The organism is Mariniflexile jejuense, assembly GCF_042675665.1.
Classification (GTDB): domain Bacteria; phylum Bacteroidota; class Bacteroidia; order Flavobacteriales; family Flavobacteriaceae; genus Mariniflexile; species Mariniflexile jejuense.
Genome location: NZ_JBHTJI010000001.1, coordinates 1,690,638 through 1,709,317, shown reverse-complemented (window position 1 = coordinate 1,709,317; position 18,680 = coordinate 1,690,638). Strand labels below are relative to the sequence as shown.

The following is an 18,680-nucleotide window of genomic DNA, read 5'->3' as shown; positions in this document are numbered from 1 at the left end:
ATAAAAATTATTTCATGAAGAATCAACTAATGCTATTAATAGCTTTTGCTTTTGTTTTTAAAGTGACAGCTCAAACAACAATAATCCCTAATGATGATAGAAGAGTTATTACAACAGGAATACCATTTGTTCTAATTGCTTCAGATGCTCGTGCAGCATCTATGGGCGATATGGGTGTTGCAACATCTGTAGACGCCTTTTCACAACAATGGAACTCATCAAAATATGCATTTTCCGAAACCAAATCAGGTGTAGCAGTAAGTTACACGCCATACTTAAGCAAATTAGTTAACGATATCTTTTTAGGAAACGTTACTTATTTTAACCGTTTAGATGAAAAAAGTGCATTTGCAGCAAGTTTCAGGTATTTTTCTATTGGTGATATTGAGTTTAGAGATAATGAACTATCTGATGCTTTAATATTAAGACCAAATGAATTAACGCTTGATGTCTCTTATGCATTACGTTTATCCAATCAATTTGCTATGTCGGTAGCTATGCGTTATTTGCGTTCAGATTTAAGATTAGGTGGTTTTACTGATGGTGATGCTGCCGCAGCAAATACTTTTGGTGTTGATATTTCAGGGTATTATCAAAGTGAAGAAGAAGCGTATGCCGATTTTAATGGGCGTTGGAGAATGGGTTTTGCACTTCAAAATATAGGACCTAAATTTAAATACGATCAAGGTGGTGAAGAAAATTTTCAACCAACCAATTTACGTTTAGGTGCAGGTTTCGATTTTATATTTGATCAATACAACAAAGTTTGTGTAACTGCCGAAGTTGCCAAATTATTAGTGCCAACACCGCCACAATTAGGTGATGAGTATAATTATACTGATAATAACAGTAATGGTAGGTATGATGAAGATGTTGATACAAAAGGAACATTAGTTCAAGAAGATGTAATTTACAAAGGAAAATCTCAAGATGTCAATTTCTTATCAGGTATTTTTCAATCATTTAACGATGCGCCAGATGGTTTCAGTGAAGAGTTGAAAGAGTTCACTTGGTCGTTAGGTGCAGAATATGTGTATCAAGATTCGTTTGCTTTTAGAGCAGGTTATTTCAACGAAAGTGAAGAAAAAGGTGCTAGAAAATTTTTAGCATTAGGCGCAGGTTTTAAAGCGAATGTAGTTAATATAGATTTGTCATATTTATTTTCTGCAGCAAAAGTACAAAGCCCGTTAGAAAACACGTTGCGTTTCTCACTTACCTTTAATATAGGCGCAGGAGAGTATAGAGAATATTAGAATAACATTATTTATTAATACAAAAAAACTATTGCCAACAGCAATAGTTTTTTTGTTTAAAATAGTTTTTTAACTTTATTGAAAAGAAATTTATGAAGGAAGTACAAATAACATCAACATTACACATTTTTGAAAATTTAAACGAACTTCCAAATGATGTTGTTTTTTTAATGCAAAAAGCTATAGAAGTTAGAGGTAAAGCCTATGCGCCATATTCAAATTTTAATGTTGGAGCAGCATTACTTTTAGATAATGGTGAAGTTGTTACAGGAAATAACCAAGAAAACGCGTCATATCCATCAGGTTTATGTGCAGAACGTACAGCTATTTATTATGCAGGTTCGCAATATCCAAATGCTAAAGTTGTGAAAATGGCAATTTCAGCCACTTCAAAAAGTAAACCAACATTAAGTCCAATTCCGCCATGTGGCGCTTGTAGACAAGCCATTTCAGAATATGAAGTGAAGCAAGAAACACCTATAGAAATTTATTTTATGGGTGAAGCAGGACAAATCGCCAAATCTGCTTCATTAGCTAATCTTTTACCCTTTGTTTTCGATAAATCGGCGTTGTAATTTTTATTGATTTTAGCGATTTTGCGTTTGCTTAAACGTTTGAAATTTTCAAAACAGCAATTTTCAACATAAAAAATTGATAAAAAAACAACATTGTATATAAACCGTTGTTTTTTTTCATATTTTTTATACTTTAAGCAAATTGCATTTTTGCAATACCTCGTAATGTATTACTTTTGTAATTAGCGAAATTAAAATTTTATTAGGAGTCAATGCAAAAAATCACAAAAGAGGTTTACCTCAAATGGTACGAAGACATGTTATTCTGGAGAAAGTTTGAAGACAAACTTGCTGCCGTTTACATTCAACAAAAAGTAAGAGGATTTCTTCATTTATACAACGGTCAAGAAGCTGTTTTAGCAGGTGCTTTGCATGCTATGGACTTGACTAAAGATAAAATGATTACTGCTTATAGAAATCACGTGCAACCAATAGGTATGGGAGAAGATCCTAGACGTGTTATGGCAGAATTATATGGAAAAGCAACTGGTACTTCCAAAGGTATGGGTGGTTCAATGCACATTTTTTCTAAAGAATTCCGTTTTTATGGTGGTCATGGTATTGTTGGAGGTCAAATTCCTTTAGGTGCAGGTATGGCTTTTGGTGATAAATATAATGGTGTTGATGGTGTAACCATTTGCTGTTTTGGAGATGGCGCAGCTAGACAAGGTTCGCTTCACGAAACATTCAATTTAGCAATGCTATGGAAACTTCCAGTTGTATTTGTTTGTGAAAACAATGGTTATGCTATGGGAACTTCTGTAGAGCGTACTGCAAATCACACCGAAATTTGGAAACTAGGAAAAGGTTATGAAATGCCTTGCGGACCAGTAGATGGAATGAACCCAATAAAAGTAGCAGAAGCTTTTGATGAGGCTATTCAACGCGCACGTCGTGGTGATGGACCAACATTTTTAGAGTTAAAAACATACAGATATAGAGGGCATTCAATGAGTGATGCTCAACATTATAGAACAAAAGACGAAGTAGAAGAATACAAGAAAATTGATCCTATAACACAAGTGAAAGATATTATTCTTGAAAAGAAATATGCTTCTGAAGATGATCTTAAAGTAATAGATAAACGTGTTAAAGATTTAGTTAATGAATGTGAAAAATTTGCTGAAGAGTCGCCTTTTCCAGACAAACAGCAACTTTACGACATGGTTTACGAACAACAAGATTATCCATTTATTCAACACAAAATATAAGTTATGGCAGAAATTATAAATATGCCGCGTTTAAGCGATACAATGGAAGAAGGAACTGTTGCTGCTTGGTTAAAAAAAGTTGGTGACAAAATTAGTGAAGGTGATATTTTAGCAGAAATTGAAACCGATAAAGCAACTATGGAGTTTGAATCGTTTCATGAAGGTACATTGCTTTATATTGGTATTCAAGAAGGTCAAACTACGAAAGTAGACGAACTTTTAGCCATCATTGGAGAACCAGGTGAAGATATTTCTGGGTTATTAAATGGTGAAAGTGCACCAAAACCTGAAGTTAAAGAAGTTACTAAAGAAGCTGCAAACACTCCAGTTGAAACTAAAAATGAAGCACCAGCAAATGCTGAATTGCCAGAAGGTGTTATAGTGGTAGCTATGCCTCGTTTAAGTGATACTATGGAAGAAGGTACTGTAGCAACATGGCTTAAAAAAGTAGGTGATAAAGTATCTGAAGGTGATATTTTAGCTGAAATTGAAACTGATAAAGCTACCATGGAATTTGAATCATTCCAATCAGGTACATTATTATACATAGGGTTACAAGAAGGAGAATCTGCTAAAGTAGATGCTTTATTAGCTATTATAGGACCTGCAGGAACTGATGTTTCTGGAGTTGCTGCTAATTTTTCTTCATCTGTACCTGCAAAAAAAGAAGAAGCTCCAAAACAAGAAGCTCCAAAAGTAGAACCTAAAGTTGAAGCACCTAAAGCAGAAGCTAAAGTAGCTAAACCAGTTGTTACTTCAACGTCAAACGGTCGTTTATTTATTTCGCCATTAGCAAAAAAGATTGCCGAAGAAAAAGGTATTAACCTAAATCAAGTACAAGGTTCGGGTGAAAACGGACGTATTGTAAAAACAGATGTAGAAAATTTTGTTCCTGCTGCATCAGGTGCTGCATCAGTTGGCAAATTTGTACCTGCTGGTCAAGAAGATTTTGAAGATGTACCAAACTCGCAAATGCGTAAAGCTATTGCAAAAGCATTAACAAATTCTAAATTTACAGCACCTCATTATTATTTAAGTGTTGAATTTGATATGGAAAATGCAATTTCATTCCGTACGCAATTCAATAGCATTCCAGATACTAAAATATCTTATAACGATATAGTGGTTAAAGCTTGTGCTTTAGCATTAAAACAACATCCACAAGTAAATTCACAATGGTTTGCAGATAAAATGCGTTTAAATAACCACGTTCATATTGGTGTTGCGGTTGCGGTTCCAGACGGATTGGTTGTGCCAGTAGTAAAGTTTGCAAGCGAGCAAAGTTTACCTCAAATAGGTGCTGCCGTTAGAGATCTTGCCGGTAAAGCTAAAAACAAAAAGTTAACACCTGCAGAAATGGAAGGTAGTACATTTACTGTTTCTAACTTAGGTATGTTTGGTATTGATACATTTACCTCTATTATCAACCAACCAAATTCTGCAATTCTTTCTGTTGGTAATATTGTTGAAAAGCCAGTAGTTAAAAACGGACAAATAGTAGTTGGAAACACTATGAAATTGTCTTTAGCATGCGACCACCGAACGGTTGATGGCTCAACAGGTGCTCAATTCCTTCAAACATTGAAAGGCTATATTGAAAACCCTGTGACTATGTTAGTATAATCAATTCCTGCGTATGCAGGAATCTATTAATATTAAAACCTGTTTCATTAGTTTGAAGCAGGTTTTTTTTATCTTTAAACTCAAATAAATTTCAAATGAAAAAAATAGGTTTTCTTTTATTATTAATACTATCATTCGGTTGTAAATCATCAACGGTTATAATAAACAATCAAAATCCAAGTGAAAATGTTATTCCAAAGGCATCAAAAAGTGATGTAGTTACAAGTGAAAAGCTAAAAAGTATCGTTAGCTTCTTAGCTTCAGATGAACTGCAAGGCCGAGATACAGGTTCAGAAGGTATTGAAAAAGCAGCCATTTATATTGAAAATAGCTTCAAACAAAATAATATTAAATCTTATTTTAAAACATATAGAGATAGTTTTAATTTAAAAGGTGTAGATGCATATAATATTGTGGGTTTTATAGAAGGAAATGATGAAATCCTTAAAAATGAAGTTGTTATAATTGGAGCACATTACGACCACATTGGTTCAGCAAAAAAAGTAAATGATGATGTAATTGCAAACGGCGCAAACGATAATGCAGCTGGAACAAGTGGTGTTTTAGAAATTGCCAACTATTTTGCAGCTTCCAAAAACAACAAAAGAAGCATTATTATAGCTTTATTTTCTGCGGAAGAAAAAGGATTAAAAGGCTCTGAACATTTGGCTAAAAAGCTGAAAGAGCAAAATATAAACTTATACACCATGTTGAATTTTGAAATGATTGGTGTGCCTTTTACAGATAGACCTTACGATGCGTTTGTTACGGGTTACGATTTGTCAAATATGTCTGCTAAAATAAATGAATACACCAACTCAAACCTTACTGGTTTTTCTGAAGTATCAAAAAAATACGACTTGTTTAAGCATTCTGATAATTACGCATTTTACCAAGAGTTTAAATTGCCTTGTCAAACCATCTCTAGTTGCGATTTATCCAATTACGATTACTACCATCATGTAGATGATGAAGCAGATAAATTAGACTACAACCACATGGCAAGTTTAATAAATAAAGTAATTCCAGCTATTGAAAGTATGTGCAATACCCCAACCAAAGAAATTAAAATGAGCAATGAGTAAGAATATAATTATTACAGGTACAAGTAGAGGTATTGGTTTTGAGTTAGTACAATTGTTTTCAAAACAAGGTTATAATATCTTAGCGCTTTCGCGGAATGAAAAACCAGTGCAAGATTTGAAATTAAGAAATGTTACGGCATTCTCTTTGGATTTAAATGATGCTGAAGCTTATAAAAAAGTTGAACATTTTATAAAAACCAATTGGCAACAAGTAGATGTATTAATTAACAATGCAGGAACACTTGTAAATAAACCATTCTCAGAACTTTCTATGAAAGAATTTGAATCCGTTTATAAAACAAACGTATTTGGAGTTGCAGAATTAACCCGAATTGTTTTGCCTTTTATGAAAAAGAGCAGCCATGTGGTAACTATTAGTTCTATGGGTGGTGTGCAGGGTAGTATGAAATTCCCAGGATTGGCAGCCTACAGCTCAAGTAAAGGTGCTGTTATAACACTTACCGAATTATTGGCAGAAGAATATAAAAACACAGGTATTTCATTTAATGTATTGGCGTTAGGTGCTGTACAAACCGAAATGCTAGAAGAAGCCTTTCCTGGTTATGTAGCATCAACTTCGGCTTTAGAAATGGCGCAGTATATTTTTGATTTTTCGCTAAACGGAAATAAATATTACAACGGGAAGTTGTTGCAGGTTTCTAATTCTACGCCTTAAAAAGTATTATTTTTTAATACTTAACGTTTATTTTTGTTTTAAAACTAAAAACATAACTATATATAATCATGTTTTATATATTTGTTAAATGAAGAATATTCTTTCGCTTGTTTTTTGGTTGTGTTTTGCTGTTACGGGATATACGCAAATAACTTTAAGTCATAATGTCGGGAATACGCCTATTGATACGGGTATGCCTAGGTGCCAATATGATGAATATTGGGCGAGAGTATTCACGCTTTCCGAATTTGGAATATCAACTACAGAACAATTTATTATAAAATCTGGTCAGGTTGCTATTAGCAAATCTTATGAAGGTGCCAGTTTAAGCGTTAGTGTTTACAGTATAGATTCTAATTTCCCAAATTCAAAACCTAAGCCGCTTGGCCATGGTGGAGCTATAGAAATCCCTTATATTAATGGTGTTCCACAAATTATTCAAATAGAATTTAATATTCCAGTAGTTGTTCCTGCTGAGGTTGAAAGAATTTTAGTTGTTGCTAGTCAACCTGATGATACTTATAACCCCAACTATACTGATATTATTATTGCAGGAACTGAAGAAGATAATGATGTTTCTTGGTTTTCAGGCTGCCGTGAGTATTATGATTTTATTACTACAGATAAACTTAGCACACCTATTCCTAATGCCAATTTTTTTATAAATGTTACTGGGGAAAAGTTTAACAACAAGAGTTTAGGCGCAACCACTACTTTAACTCATAATGTGTGTGATCAACCTATTTGGGTAAATGAACGGGGTTGTTCAGGAGGATCGATTAATTTTTCTAGAAGGTTTGTTTTAGATGATTTTGGAATCTCTAACAATGAAGAGTTTATTATTAATAAAGGACAAGTCGCTTTTTCTGCGGTAGGTGCTTGGGATGTTAGAATTCAATTTAATATTTACAAGATTGATTCAAATTTTCCTGCTTCGTTTTCTGCTGCTGATTTAATTGGTAGTAGTCAAGTCTTAAGACTTCCTTATTCAAGTGATAGATATAATCCTAAAATCTTCAATTTAGAATTTGAAAATCCAATAGTTGTACCTAAAGATGTAGAAAATATACTTGTTGAGGTTTATCATTTGTGGAGTACAGGTTATTCTGCTGCATTTATAGCAGGAACAGAGATTGATAATGATGTTTCTTGGAGTAAATCAAATACTACAGGATGTACGCCATATGGGGTTTACGAGTCAAGAAATACTAGCTATTATATAAACGTAACTGGAAACGTAAACCACGTAACCAACAATTTTGAAATGAATATTTCAAACATTTGCTCAGAGTTTTTAAAAGAATTTAGTGTAGAAAAAAAGGAAAATGTAGCCTCAGTAGTTTGGGATTTTGGCGACCCCACTTCAGGTATAACTAATACATCAACAGATTTATCGCCATTTCATGATTTTTCAGCAGATGGAACATATACCATAACAGCAACCGTTACAGGTAAAGATGGAAGTATAGAAGTTTTAACTGAAACTATTGATGTTAAAGAACCGCCAAATGTGTATGGAATAAATAACGTTTATGCTTGTGAGGATAATATTAACTCAGGAATTTCTTCAAGTTTTAATGTTTCAAATATTGAATCGCAAGTTTTGGGCGGTCAAACAGATAAGACGATAACTTATATAGATGGTTCTGGTAAATCTTACAACACTTTACCTAACCCATTTACAAACACCATTAAGGATAGAGAAACAATTACTGTTCGAGTATCACATAAAAATAACCCATGCTGCTATTCCGAAACAAGTTTCGATTTAATTGTAAACCCTTTACCTAATACTAATAACATTGCAGATATTAATTTATGTGATGATGATACCGACGGTTTTGCACTATTCAATCTTCAACAAGTAAAAACCGATATTATTGGAACAGCAACTAATATTCAAGTTGAATTTTTTCATCAAAATGGTCAGCAAATAGTATCGCCTTTAAATGCTATTAAAAATGCTGTGATTAATGAAGAATTAATTACTGTAAAAGCAAAAAACACAGATTCAAATTGTTCTACAGAAAAAACGTTTAAGTTAATAGTAAACCCGTTGCCAGTAGCTAATCCATTACAAGAACTAATAGGTTGTGATGATAATAATGATGGTATTTCAGAGTATTTTGATACATCAAATGTAGAATCGCAAGTTTTAGGAAACCAAACAGGAATGGAAGTTACTTACTTTAAAGCTAACGGAAATCAATTACCAAGTCCCTTACCAAATCCATATACAAACACCATATCCAATCAAGAAATCATAACAGTTAGAGTTACAAATACCCTAACAAGTTGTTATGCTGAAACGCCTTTGGTTTTAAAAACAGCTTCGCAACCACAAATTAAGAAACCTTCAATTAGATATGCTTGTGATGAAGGAAGTGGTTATGCAAATTTTGATTTATCTAATATTGGTACTAAAATTATAGGAAATCAAAATGGTTTAAAAATAACATATTTTGATGCTGCTCGAAATCAACTACCAAGTCCATTGCCAACATCTTTTAAAAACACAACAGCTTGGTATCAAACAATATATGTAAAAGTTGAGAATGAATTAAATAATTTATGTTATTCTGAAACCAGTTTTGATTTGGTTGTGAATTATTTACCAGCAGTTACTATTGAAGATGCTTATTTTTTATGCAATTTAGAACCTTCATTAGCAATAAGTGTAGAAAACAATCTTGATAGCTATACATGGGAATATCAAGATGGAACTATTATTTCAAATACATATGATGCTAATTTAGTAAACGCAGGAAATTATACGCTCACAGTAGGTAAACAAAAAAATGGTATTTATTGTGAAAATAGTTTTGATTTTGAGTTAATACGTTCCGAACTTCCAAATATTACAAATGTGGAGTACAAAGAATTGTCCGACGATAATTTTATAAAAATTGAAGCGTCAGGCGATGGAGATTTTGAATATTCCATAGATGGTATAAATTTTCAAAATAATCCTATTTTTAATAATGTTTTAGGAGGTATTTATACTGTTGAAGTTAGAGATAAATTAGGTTGCGGTTCCGATACTGAAGTTGTAACAATTATAGATTATCCTAAATATTTTACACCTAATAATGACGGTGTTAATGATACATGGCACATAAAAGGAATTTCGAACTATCCTGAAGCAGAAGTGTTTATTTATGATAGGTATGGTAAACTTCTAAAACAACTCAATATAAATAATATAGGTTGGGATGGAACTTTTCGAGGGGAAAAAATGGTGTCTACAGATTACTGGTTTACAGTTAAATTGAATAATGAAACCGAGTTTAAAGGGCATTTTTCGTTAAGATTATAGTGTATGAGTAAATACAAATGCATCATTTTTGATTGCGATGGCGTTTTGGTAGATAGCGAACCCATAAGCATTCAAATATTAGTAGATATGGCAAATAGCTATGGCGCAAATATAGATTTACACTACGGGATGAAACATTTTAAAGGCAGTTTTATGACAGCTTGTATTGAAAATATTTCAGCACTTATCAACCAACCATTACCCAATTCGTTTCAAGATGACTATAGAACTCAAAGTTTTGAAGCTTTTAAAAAAGGAATGAAAGCTGTTGGAGGTATAAAAAACGTATTAGATAATTTGAATGTACCGTTTTGTGTAGCTTCAAGCGGACCAGAAAATAAAATAAGACTCAATTTACAGTTAAGTGGTTTACTGCCTTATTTTGAAAACAAAATTTTTAGTTGTTACACCATTCAAAAATGGAAACCAGATCCAGCAGTATTTTTATGGGCAGCAAAAACTATGGGTTTTAAACCGAGCGAATGTTTGGTGATAGAAGATAGCATATCAGGTGTAAAAGCAGCAAAAGCTGGTGGTTTTGATGTGTTTGGCTTTACAGCACACGATTATAATAATGAACTAGAAAAAGAAGCAACAAAAACGTTCAATAGCATGAATCATTTTTTAAAAATGATTTGAATTAAAATTCATTTAGATTTAAACAGAAAAATCAATTCTTTATAATCTAAAGAATTCCACTATTTTTGCAGGTATGCAAAAGCTACTTCAAGCGTATATTTCAGAACAGGCAATGCCTCAAGTTTTAAATCTTTTAAAGCATGATAATTTAACTGTAAAAATTAAAAACGAACGTAAAACACGCCATGGCGATTATATGCGTTTGCCTAATGGAAAACATCAAATTACTATCAATTCAAACTTGAACGAATATCGATTTTTAATCACCTTAATACATGAAATTGCGCATTTTGAAGCTTATAAAACCTATGGGCGTTTTATAAAACCTCATGGCGTTGAGTGGAAAAAAACCTTTCAACATTTAATGTTACCGTTTTTAAATCCTGAAATTTTTCCAATGGAATTGTTGCCGCTTTTAGCAAAGCATTTTAAAAATCCAAAAGCATCCAGCGATAGTGACGCGCTATTAGCCTTAGCTTTAAAGCAATTTGACGAACCTAATAATAAAACCTTTATTTTTGAAGTACCTTTGGGGCAAACTTTTAAAATATACAACGGTAAAATATTTAAAAAAGGAGCGCAACGTACAAAGCGTTTTGAGTGTGTTGAAGTAAAAACAGGACGAATGTATTTGTTTAACCCAAATGCTGAGGTTGAAATAATTCCTATAAAAGCAGGAATCTCATAATAAAAAAATAAAAAAATGAATAAAAATTATTATGCCATATTAATGGCAGGTGGAGTAGGCTCAAGGTTTTGGCCAGTAAGTACAGAAGCATTTCCAAAGCAATTTCACGATATGCTAGGAACGGGTGATACGCTTATTCAAAAAACCTTTCAAAGATTATCGCGGTTAATTCCTAAAGAAAATATTTTCATTTTAACTAATGAGCGTTATAACGATTTGGTTTTAGAACAATTACCAGAAGTAACCCAACGTCAAGTAGTTTTAGAACCTGTAATGCGAAATACAGCACCTTGTATTTTGTATGCATCTTTAAAAATTCAAAAGGAAAATCCAGATGCTGTTATGATTGTAGCACCAAGTGACCATTGGATTGAAGATGAAACTACGTTTTCAAAAAATGTGCAACAAGCCTTCGATTTTTGTTCGGAAAACAATGCATTAATGACGCTTGGTATTCAACCAACATTTCCAAATACGGGTTATGGTTATATTGAATTTAATAAAGCTTCTGCGGAAGCAATAAAGTCAGTAAATCAATTTAGAGAAAAACCAGATTATGAAACTGCAAAGCAATTTATAGCACAAGGTAACTTTTTATGGAATGCTGGTATTTTTATGTGGAGCGTAAAAACGGTAATTGAAACGTTTAAAACCAATCAGCCAACCCTATATTCGCTTTTTGAAAACGGTATTTCTACTTATAATACAGATGCAGAAAGCGATTTTATAAAAGAAAACTACCCAAAAGCAGAAAACATTTCAGTTGATTATGCTATTATGGAAAAATCTAGTAATGTTTATGTAATTGCTGCAGAATTTGATTGGAACGACCTTGGTACATGGGGAAGTTTATATGATAAATTAGATAAAGATGCTTCAGGAAACGCCGTTGTACATGCTAGAACTTTAGCTGAAGACGCATCGGGCAACATGATTAGAACTAAAAAAGATAAAATAGTTGTGGTTGATGGTTTGCAAGATTATATTATTGTGGATAAGGAAGAGGTTTTGCTAATTTATCCAAAAGCAAAAGAACAGGATATTAAAAAAGTACTTCAAAAAGTAAAAGATAATTTCGGGAACCATTTAGGTTAATCTTAAAATTTTAAAAGCAAATCAAATTTACCTATATTCGTGTACTTACGGTAAATTAAAGACTGATGGAAGGAAATAAGTTTAATTTTTCTGAAGAAAAAAATTTGAATAAAGAAAAAAAAGTTGAGGAAACTAAAGAAGCAGTAACAGCTAATCCAGCAGGATTAATAGCTGCTATTAAACATTTTTTTACAGAATTATTAGACTTTAGACATGATACAGATCGTGATGCTACCATTCAAGCCATAAAAGGCGATATTCCTTTTAAAGGTGCAACCGCTTGGATATTAATTTGTTCAATTTTTGTGGCTTCCATTGGGCTTAATGCCAATTCAACTGCAGTTGTTATTGGTGCCATGTTAATTTCTCCATTAATGGGTCCAATATTAGGTATTGGTTTGTCGGTTTCTATTAATGATATTGATACCTTAAGAAAATCCTTAGTCAATTTTGCAGTAATGATTTTGTTAAGTGTGTTAACTGCATTTTTGTTTTTTTGGTTTTTTCCATTAAGTGAAGAATCTTCAGAATTATTAGCTAGAACAAAACCAGATATTCGCGACGTACTTATAGCCTTTTTTGGTGGTTTAGCTTTAATAATAGCTCGTACTAAAAAAGGAACAATAGCATCTGTAATTTTTGGTGTTGCTATTGCTACAGCCTTAATGCCGCCATTATGTACGGTTGGTTACGGGCTTTCAGTTGCGCTTGAAGACGATTTTACTAAAGGTACAAGGTATGCTTTGGGAGCTATGTATTTATTTACAATCAATACCATTTTTATTGCCTTAGCAACATTTTTAGTATTGAAAGTTTTAGATTTTCCTATGCTTAAATATGCTAATTCTGCAAAAAGAAGACGTACAAGTAGAATAGCAATGTTTTTGGCAATTATAGTTATGATACCTGCTATTTGGACTTTTGTAAAAGTACTAAATGAAAGTAGATTTGAACGAGATGCAAAAAACTTTATAAACAGAGAGTTAAGTGCTTTACCGCATGCCGATTATATTATTAAAAATTCATCATTTAAGTATTCTGAAGATGAAAATGTGTTGTCTTCAATCGAATTAAACACATTTGGCTTGGATGTAATTCCAGAAAGCACCACTGCATTACTAAAAGAACGATTAAAAAATTATAATGCTTTAAAAAATACCAACTTAATATTGCATCAAAATAGAAATAAGAATATTGATAATTTGAAACATATGGAACAAATTAGATATCGAGATTCTTTGGATATTTTATCGCAATCTGATAAAATTGTTTTCCTTGAAAATAAACTGAAAAGCTTATCAAAATTAGAAAAACAACAAATTCCGTTTGATGAATTAACAAAAGAAGTTCAAATTAATTATGAAGCTGTTTCTAGGTTGTCTTATTCAACAGTATTAACGTCTAATTTTTCGAAAACTGATACACTTTCAGTATTTACAGTAAAGTGGAATAAAAAGGCTATAAAAGCTGCCGATATTTTAAAACAACAAGATAAATTAGGGCGATGGTTAAAACAACGCTTTAAGTTAGATAGTTTAGTTGTGAATCAAGAATAGGAGTTATTGGCGTTCTTCAATATACATTTGGCGTACTTTTTTCATTAATTCAGATGAATAAACAAAATCTGTTACAACTTCATTATCTGTTTTAAAAATCGAGTTTTTTGAGCCTTCCCAAGCTTTTAAACCGTTTTTTAAGAACACAATTTTTTCGCCAATTTCCATTACCGAATTCATATCATGCGAGTTTATTACAGTGGTAATATCGTATTCTTCAGTAATTTCTTTAATTAAATTATCAATTACAATAGATGTTTTTGGGTCTAAGCCAGAGTTTGGCTCATCGCAAAACAAGTATTTTGGGTTATTTACAATAGCTCTGGCAATAGCAACACGTTTTTGCATACCACCAGAAGCTTCACTTGGTTTCTTTTTATGAGCATCGGCTAAATTAACGCGGTTCAAAACAAAATCTACACGGTCTTGCATTTCACTTTTACTTTGTTTTGTAAACATTTTAAGTGGAAACATTACGTTTTCGGCAATCGTCATCGAATCAAATAAAGCACTTCCTTGAAACACCATACCTATATCGCCTCTTAAATCGCGTTTTTCATCTTCAGTTAACTCAGAAAAAATTTTACCGTCGTATGATATGCAACCTTTTTCGTAATTAAAAAGCCCTAACAAACATTTTAAAAATACTGTTTTTCCAGAGCCACTTTGCCCAATAATTAAATTGGTTTTACCTTTTTCAAAAGTTGTAGTAATACCTTTTAAAACTTCAACACCACTAAAGGATTTATGTAAATCTTTAACCTCTATCATTAACTTAAAAGCATTTGGGTTAGGAAATAATTTAAAAGGATAATAACAACACTTGTCCAAACAAACGCTGTTGTACTTGCTTTACCAACTTCAAGAGCGCCACCTTTCATGTAAAAGCCATGAAAAGCAGGAATGGTTGCCAATACAAAAGCAAACACAAAAGTTTTAATAAAAGCATAGGTAATGTGAAACGGAATAAAATCTGTTTGAATACCCAAAATGTAATCTTCTAATGAGCTAAAACCACCATAAACACATGCCGCCATACCACCAAGAATGCCTAAAAACATACCAATAGCAATGGCAAAAGGATATAGCATTAAAGCTATTGTTTTTGGAAACACCAAATAGTTTAAAGAGTTAATTCCCATAACTTCCAAAGCGTCAATTTGCTCTGTAACACGCATAGTACCAATGCTTGACGTGATAAACGAACCTACTTTACCTGCCATAATAATAGAAGTAAATGTAGGAGCAAATTCTAATACTACAGATTGCCTAGTAGCAAATCCAACCAAATATTTTGGAATTAATGGGTTGCTAATATTTAAAGCCGTTTGGATAGTAATAACACCGCCAACAAAAAACGATATAAACGCAATGATGCCTAACGAGCCAATAACTAAATCATCAATATCTTTCAATATCAAATTTTTCATCACAGACCATTTGGTTGGTTTGCGAAACATTTCAACAATCATTAAAAAATAAGCACCAATATTATGTAGATAGGTCATAATCAATTTTAATAGTGCTAAAGTAAAAAAAGTTACTGGTATTTAACTTTAATTTTAAATTAAAGATATTTTAAAAGCCGTATTTTTGGTTCATTAAATTAATAGTTATGTTTAAAAACACAGTTTTCATTTTAGTTGTTTTTGTTTTATCATTATCTGTTGAGTCACAAAATAAGGAGGCTTCAAAGAAAAACACTAATAACCCTAAGCTAGTAGTAGGCATTGTGGTAGACCAAATGCGATATGATTATTTAACGCGTTTTTATAGCAAATATGGCGAAGGCGGTTTTAAACGCATGATGAATGAAGGTTTTAATTGTAAAAATAACCATTACAATTATGTACCAACATATACTGGTCCTGGACATGCATCGGTTTATACTGGTACAACACCAAAATATCATGGTATTATAGCGAACGATTGGTACGACAAAGAAATTAAAAAAAGTGTTTATTGTGCTGAAGATGAAAGTGTGCAAGCTGTTGGAGCAGAAACAGAAGATGGACAAATGTCTCCGCACAGAATGAAAACTACAACCTTTGCAGACGAGAATAGGTTGTTTACCCAAATGCGAGGAAAAACTATAGGAATTTCAATTAAAGATAGAGGTGCTATTTTGCCTGCGGGTCATACGGCAAATGCGGCATATTGGTTTTACGGAAAAGATAAAGGATATTTTATAAGCAGTACTTTTTACATGAATAGTTTACCTAAATGGGTGAATGATTTTAATAATTCGGATGCAGCAGAATTGTATTTAAAGCCTTGGAATACGTTGTACCCTATTGAAACTTACACCGAAAGTGGTGCCGATTTAAACACATTTGAAGGAGGATTTAAAGGGCAAGAAACAGCAACATTTCCGTATGATTTGAATGTTTTAAAAGAACAAAATAGTGGTTTTGATATTATAAAAGCTACCGCTTACGGGAATAGTATTGTAACGGATTTTGCAATAGCCGCCATAACTGGTGAACAATTAGGGCAAGATAATTTTACCGACATATTAGCTGTAAGTTTTTCTAGTACCGATTATGTGGGGCACAACTTTGGAGTTAATTCAAAAGAAGTTGAAGATACATACATTCGTTTAGATAAAGATTTAGAGCGCTTTTTTAAAGTTTTAGATGAAAAAGTAGGTAAAGGAAACTACACCGTATTTTTAACCGCAGATCATGCAGCTGTTGATGTACCTTCATATTTGCAAACGGTAAAAATACCTGCAGGTTATATTGATTCTAAAGCTCAGAAAAGCAAGTTTATTGAATTTGTTAAAACTGAATTTGGTACTGCCGATTTAATTGAAAATGTAAGTAATAACCAAGTTTTTTTAAATAGAGCAAAAGTAAAAGAACTCGATTTAGATTTAGATGATGTGCAAGAAGCTATAGTAAACGAAATTATTAATTACGAAAACATAGATAAAGCCTATACAGCAACCACTATGAGTTCAACAGAGTTTACAACTGGCATAGAAACCTTACTACAAAAAGGCTATAACCAAAAGCGTTCTGGCGACGTTATTTTTGTTTACGATCCAGCATTTATTTCTTATAGTAAAACGGGTTCTACGCATGGTTCGGGTTTAAATTATGATACACATGTGCCGCTTTTATTCTTCGGAAAAGGTATAAAACATGGACAAACATTACAAAAAACCGAAATAACTGATATAGCACCTACCATGTCGGCACTTTTAGGAACTAGTTTTCCTAATGGTTCAATTGGTCAACCACTAGAATTTGTTTTAAATTAGTTTGAACAAAAAAGCTAAATACACATTAATAGCCATAATACTTGTTTTGGGTGTTTATGGCTATGAGCATTTTTTAAAGACTGAAGAAAAAATTGAAATTGTAGATTCTGGTAAAGAAGTAAAGCAATACACAAACGAATATTTTTTGCCAACAAGTACAACAGGACAAATTGTGCATCATGAAGGGTATTCTTTGTCTTATAGCGAACCACACGAACAGGCTGAATGGGTTGCCTATGAATTAAAAAAAACACACTTAACAAATACTAATTTTAAACGCCCTTATTTTGAAGTTGATAATGCAGTAAAAACAGGTGCAGCAAGTTGGAGAAATTATAAAAATTCAGGTTATGATCGTGGTCATTTATGTCCTGCAGGCGATAGAAGTTATAGTAAGCTTGCTTATAATGAAACCTTTTTAACCAGTAATATTAGTCCACAAGAACACGAGTTTAATTCTGGAATTTGGAATACATTAGAACAAAAAGTACGCTATTGGGCAAGTAAATATGATGGCGTTTTTGTGGTAACCGGTGGCGTTTTAAAAGGTAACATGAAAACCATTGGTAGCGAACATGTAGCAGTGCCAAATCAGTTTTATAAAGTGTTGATTGATGTAAATTCAGGAAAAATAAAAATGATTGCATTTTTAATGCCTCATAAAAATTCTAACAAACCGTTATATGATTTTGTAGTATCGGTTGATGAGGTTGAAAAGTTAACAGGTATCGATTTTTTTCCAGAATTAGACGATTCTTTAGAAAATAAATTAGAAGCATCAAGTAGTTATAAAGATTGGAGTTTTAAATAGTTTTGTTAGTTGTCATCAAAGTTATTACTTCAATTTATTCAACATTCCTTTCCAGCGTAAATCTCTAATAAATTCACCTTCTTCTTCAGAAACTAAAAAATCTATTTTATTTTTTTTAGCTTTAAAATAACCAGCTAAATAATCTTTAAATAAACTTAAACTACCTTTTTTGTAAGCCAATTTTAAAGCCGAAATAAGGGTAATTATAAAACCATAACGCATTTTGTACATAGCTTCACCTTGTAAATATTTCGAGGCTGTATTGTAACTAATCCCAGTTGGTTTTAAATGTTTTACATGCAAGGTTTCATCAGTTAAAATATCCCAACCATAAAATTTAGCAAGCAATTCATCAACTGTGTCCCAACCCATAGATGGTTTTAATTTGCCAATTTGTAAAAAACAGTTTTTTCTATACGCTTTTAAAGCACCTCGAATATGGTCTTTTCGGGTTAAATTTTCTAAAATCCATTCGTCATTTTTTTCAATGTAGCAAAAACCAGCAGCCATTCCTAACTTTTGGTTTTTATTAAAATGAATAGCCAATTGTTCTAAATAATTTGAAGGAAAAATTAAATCGGCATCAAACTTACAAAGTACATCATAATGTTCATCAAGTGTTTCGTAACCTTTGTAAAAAGCATTGATAATTTTTGAACCTGGTAAATGCTGGTTTGAAGATTTTGAATTAACCAATTTAATCCAAGAATGTTTAATGGAATAGCTTTCAACAATGTCTTGTGTGTTATCTGTTGAATTATCATTTACTACCACAACGCATTTTGGTAGAAGTGTTTGGTTTATTAAGGAATCTAAGGTTAAACCTATAGAACTGGCTTCATTATGGGCTGGTATGATGATGTAGAAATTCAACGTTGTAAAGTAGA

General features: G+C 32.3%; 16 protein-coding genes. 13 read left to right on the top strand and 3 right to left on the bottom strand.

From position 1 onward, the window contains the following. Nucleotides 1-14 precede the first annotated feature (14 nt). From porV to ACFQ1R_RS07505, 11 genes are all read left to right on the top strand, one after another. Nucleotides 15-1,253 carry a type IX secretion system outer membrane channel protein PorV gene (gene porV / locus ACFQ1R_RS07555; RefSeq protein ID WP_379925530.1) on the top strand — a complete coding sequence of 413 codons (1,239 nt, stop codon included), beginning with the start codon at nucleotides 15-17 and terminating at the stop codon, nucleotides 1,251-1,253. Between the two features lie 92 nt (nucleotides 1,254-1,345). Continuing rightward, nucleotides 1,346-1,828, top strand: coding sequence for a cytidine deaminase (gene cdd, locus ACFQ1R_RS07550; RefSeq protein WP_379925529.1), 483 nt, complete (start codon nucleotides 1,346-1,348; stop codon nucleotides 1,826-1,828). A 212-nt stretch (nucleotides 1,829-2,040) separates the two neighbouring features. Next, nucleotides 2,041-3,039 carry a pyruvate dehydrogenase (acetyl-transferring) E1 component subunit alpha gene (gene pdhA / locus ACFQ1R_RS07545; protein WP_379925528.1) on the top strand — a complete coding sequence of 333 codons (999 nt, stop codon included), beginning with the start codon at nucleotides 2,041-2,043 and terminating at the stop codon, nucleotides 3,037-3,039. Nucleotides 3,040-3,042: 3 nt separating this feature from the next. Continuing rightward, entirely contained in the window at nucleotides 3,043-4,662 is a 1,620-nt protein-coding gene (locus tag ACFQ1R_RS07540) for a pyruvate dehydrogenase complex dihydrolipoamide acetyltransferase (protein WP_379925527.1), read from the top strand. A gap of 95 nt (nucleotides 4,663-4,757) precedes the next feature. Continuing rightward, nucleotides 4,758-5,747, top strand: coding sequence for a M28 family peptidase (locus ACFQ1R_RS07535; protein WP_379925526.1), 990 nt, complete (start codon nucleotides 4,758-4,760; stop codon nucleotides 5,745-5,747). Further along, nucleotides 5,740-6,423: an SDR family NAD(P)-dependent oxidoreductase gene (locus ACFQ1R_RS07530; protein WP_379925525.1), complete on the top strand. Its 684-nt coding sequence runs from the start codon at nucleotides 5,740-5,742 to the stop codon at nucleotides 6,421-6,423. The genes ACFQ1R_RS07535 and ACFQ1R_RS07530 overlap by 8 nt, the downstream gene beginning before the upstream one ends. 88 nt (nucleotides 6,424-6,511) lie before the next feature. Continuing rightward, nucleotides 6,512-9,739: a T9SS type B sorting domain-containing protein gene (locus ACFQ1R_RS07525; RefSeq protein WP_379925524.1), complete on the top strand. Its 3,228-nt coding sequence runs from the start codon at nucleotides 6,512-6,514 to the stop codon at nucleotides 9,737-9,739. A gap of 3 nt (nucleotides 9,740-9,742) precedes the next feature. Then, complete coding sequence (locus tag ACFQ1R_RS07520) at nucleotides 9,743-10,378, top strand: HAD family hydrolase (RefSeq protein ID WP_379925522.1); 636 nt, start codon at nucleotides 9,743-9,745, stop codon at nucleotides 10,376-10,378. 73 nt (nucleotides 10,379-10,451) lie between these two features. Then, a complete protein-coding gene (locus ACFQ1R_RS07515; protein WP_379925521.1) occupies nucleotides 10,452-11,066 on the top strand; it encodes a SprT-like domain-containing protein in 615 nt (204 codons plus the stop codon). 15 nt (nucleotides 11,067-11,081) lie between these two features. Continuing rightward, nucleotides 11,082-12,161, top strand: a complete 1,080-nt coding sequence (locus ACFQ1R_RS07510; RefSeq protein WP_379925520.1) for a mannose-1-phosphate guanylyltransferase — start codon at nucleotides 11,082-11,084, stop codon at nucleotides 12,159-12,161. Nucleotides 12,162-12,226: 65 nt separating this feature from the next. Beyond that, nucleotides 12,227-13,717 (top strand): DUF389 domain-containing protein, encoded by a 1,491-nt coding sequence (locus ACFQ1R_RS07505; RefSeq protein WP_379925519.1) that lies wholly within the window; start codon nucleotides 12,227-12,229, stop codon nucleotides 13,715-13,717. 3 nt (nucleotides 13,718-13,720) lie between these two features. On the opposite strand, the gene ACFQ1R_RS07500 is transcribed toward ACFQ1R_RS07505, so the two are convergent. Beyond that, entirely contained in the window at nucleotides 13,721-14,488 is a 768-nt protein-coding gene (locus tag ACFQ1R_RS07500; protein WP_379925518.1) for an ABC transporter ATP-binding protein, read from the bottom strand. Beyond that, nucleotides 14,488-15,225 (bottom strand): MlaE family ABC transporter permease, encoded by a 738-nt coding sequence (locus ACFQ1R_RS07495; RefSeq protein ID WP_379925517.1) that lies wholly within the window; start codon nucleotides 15,223-15,225, stop codon nucleotides 14,488-14,490. The genes ACFQ1R_RS07500 and ACFQ1R_RS07495 overlap by 1 nt, the downstream gene beginning before the upstream one ends. A 107-nt stretch (nucleotides 15,226-15,332) precedes the next feature. Here ACFQ1R_RS07495 and pafA point away from each other — a divergent pair, with 107 nt between their 5' ends. Together pafA and ACFQ1R_RS07485 are read left to right on the top strand one after the other, a co-directional pair. Next, nucleotides 15,333-16,982 carry an alkaline phosphatase PafA gene (gene pafA, locus ACFQ1R_RS07490; RefSeq protein ID WP_379925516.1) on the top strand — a complete coding sequence of 550 codons (1,650 nt, stop codon included), beginning with the start codon at nucleotides 15,333-15,335 and terminating at the stop codon, nucleotides 16,980-16,982. A gap of 1 nt (nucleotide 16,983) precedes the next feature. Further along, nucleotides 16,984-17,793, top strand: a complete 810-nt coding sequence (locus ACFQ1R_RS07485; RefSeq protein WP_379925515.1) for a DNA/RNA non-specific endonuclease — start codon at nucleotides 16,984-16,986, stop codon at nucleotides 17,791-17,793. A gap of 24 nt (nucleotides 17,794-17,817) precedes the next feature. Here the strand turns inward: ACFQ1R_RS07485 and ACFQ1R_RS07480 are convergent, their stop codons facing one another. After that, nucleotides 17,818-18,666, bottom strand: coding sequence for a glycosyltransferase (locus ACFQ1R_RS07480; protein WP_379925513.1), 849 nt, complete (start codon nucleotides 18,664-18,666; stop codon nucleotides 17,818-17,820). Nucleotides 18,667-18,680 lie beyond the last annotated feature (14 nt).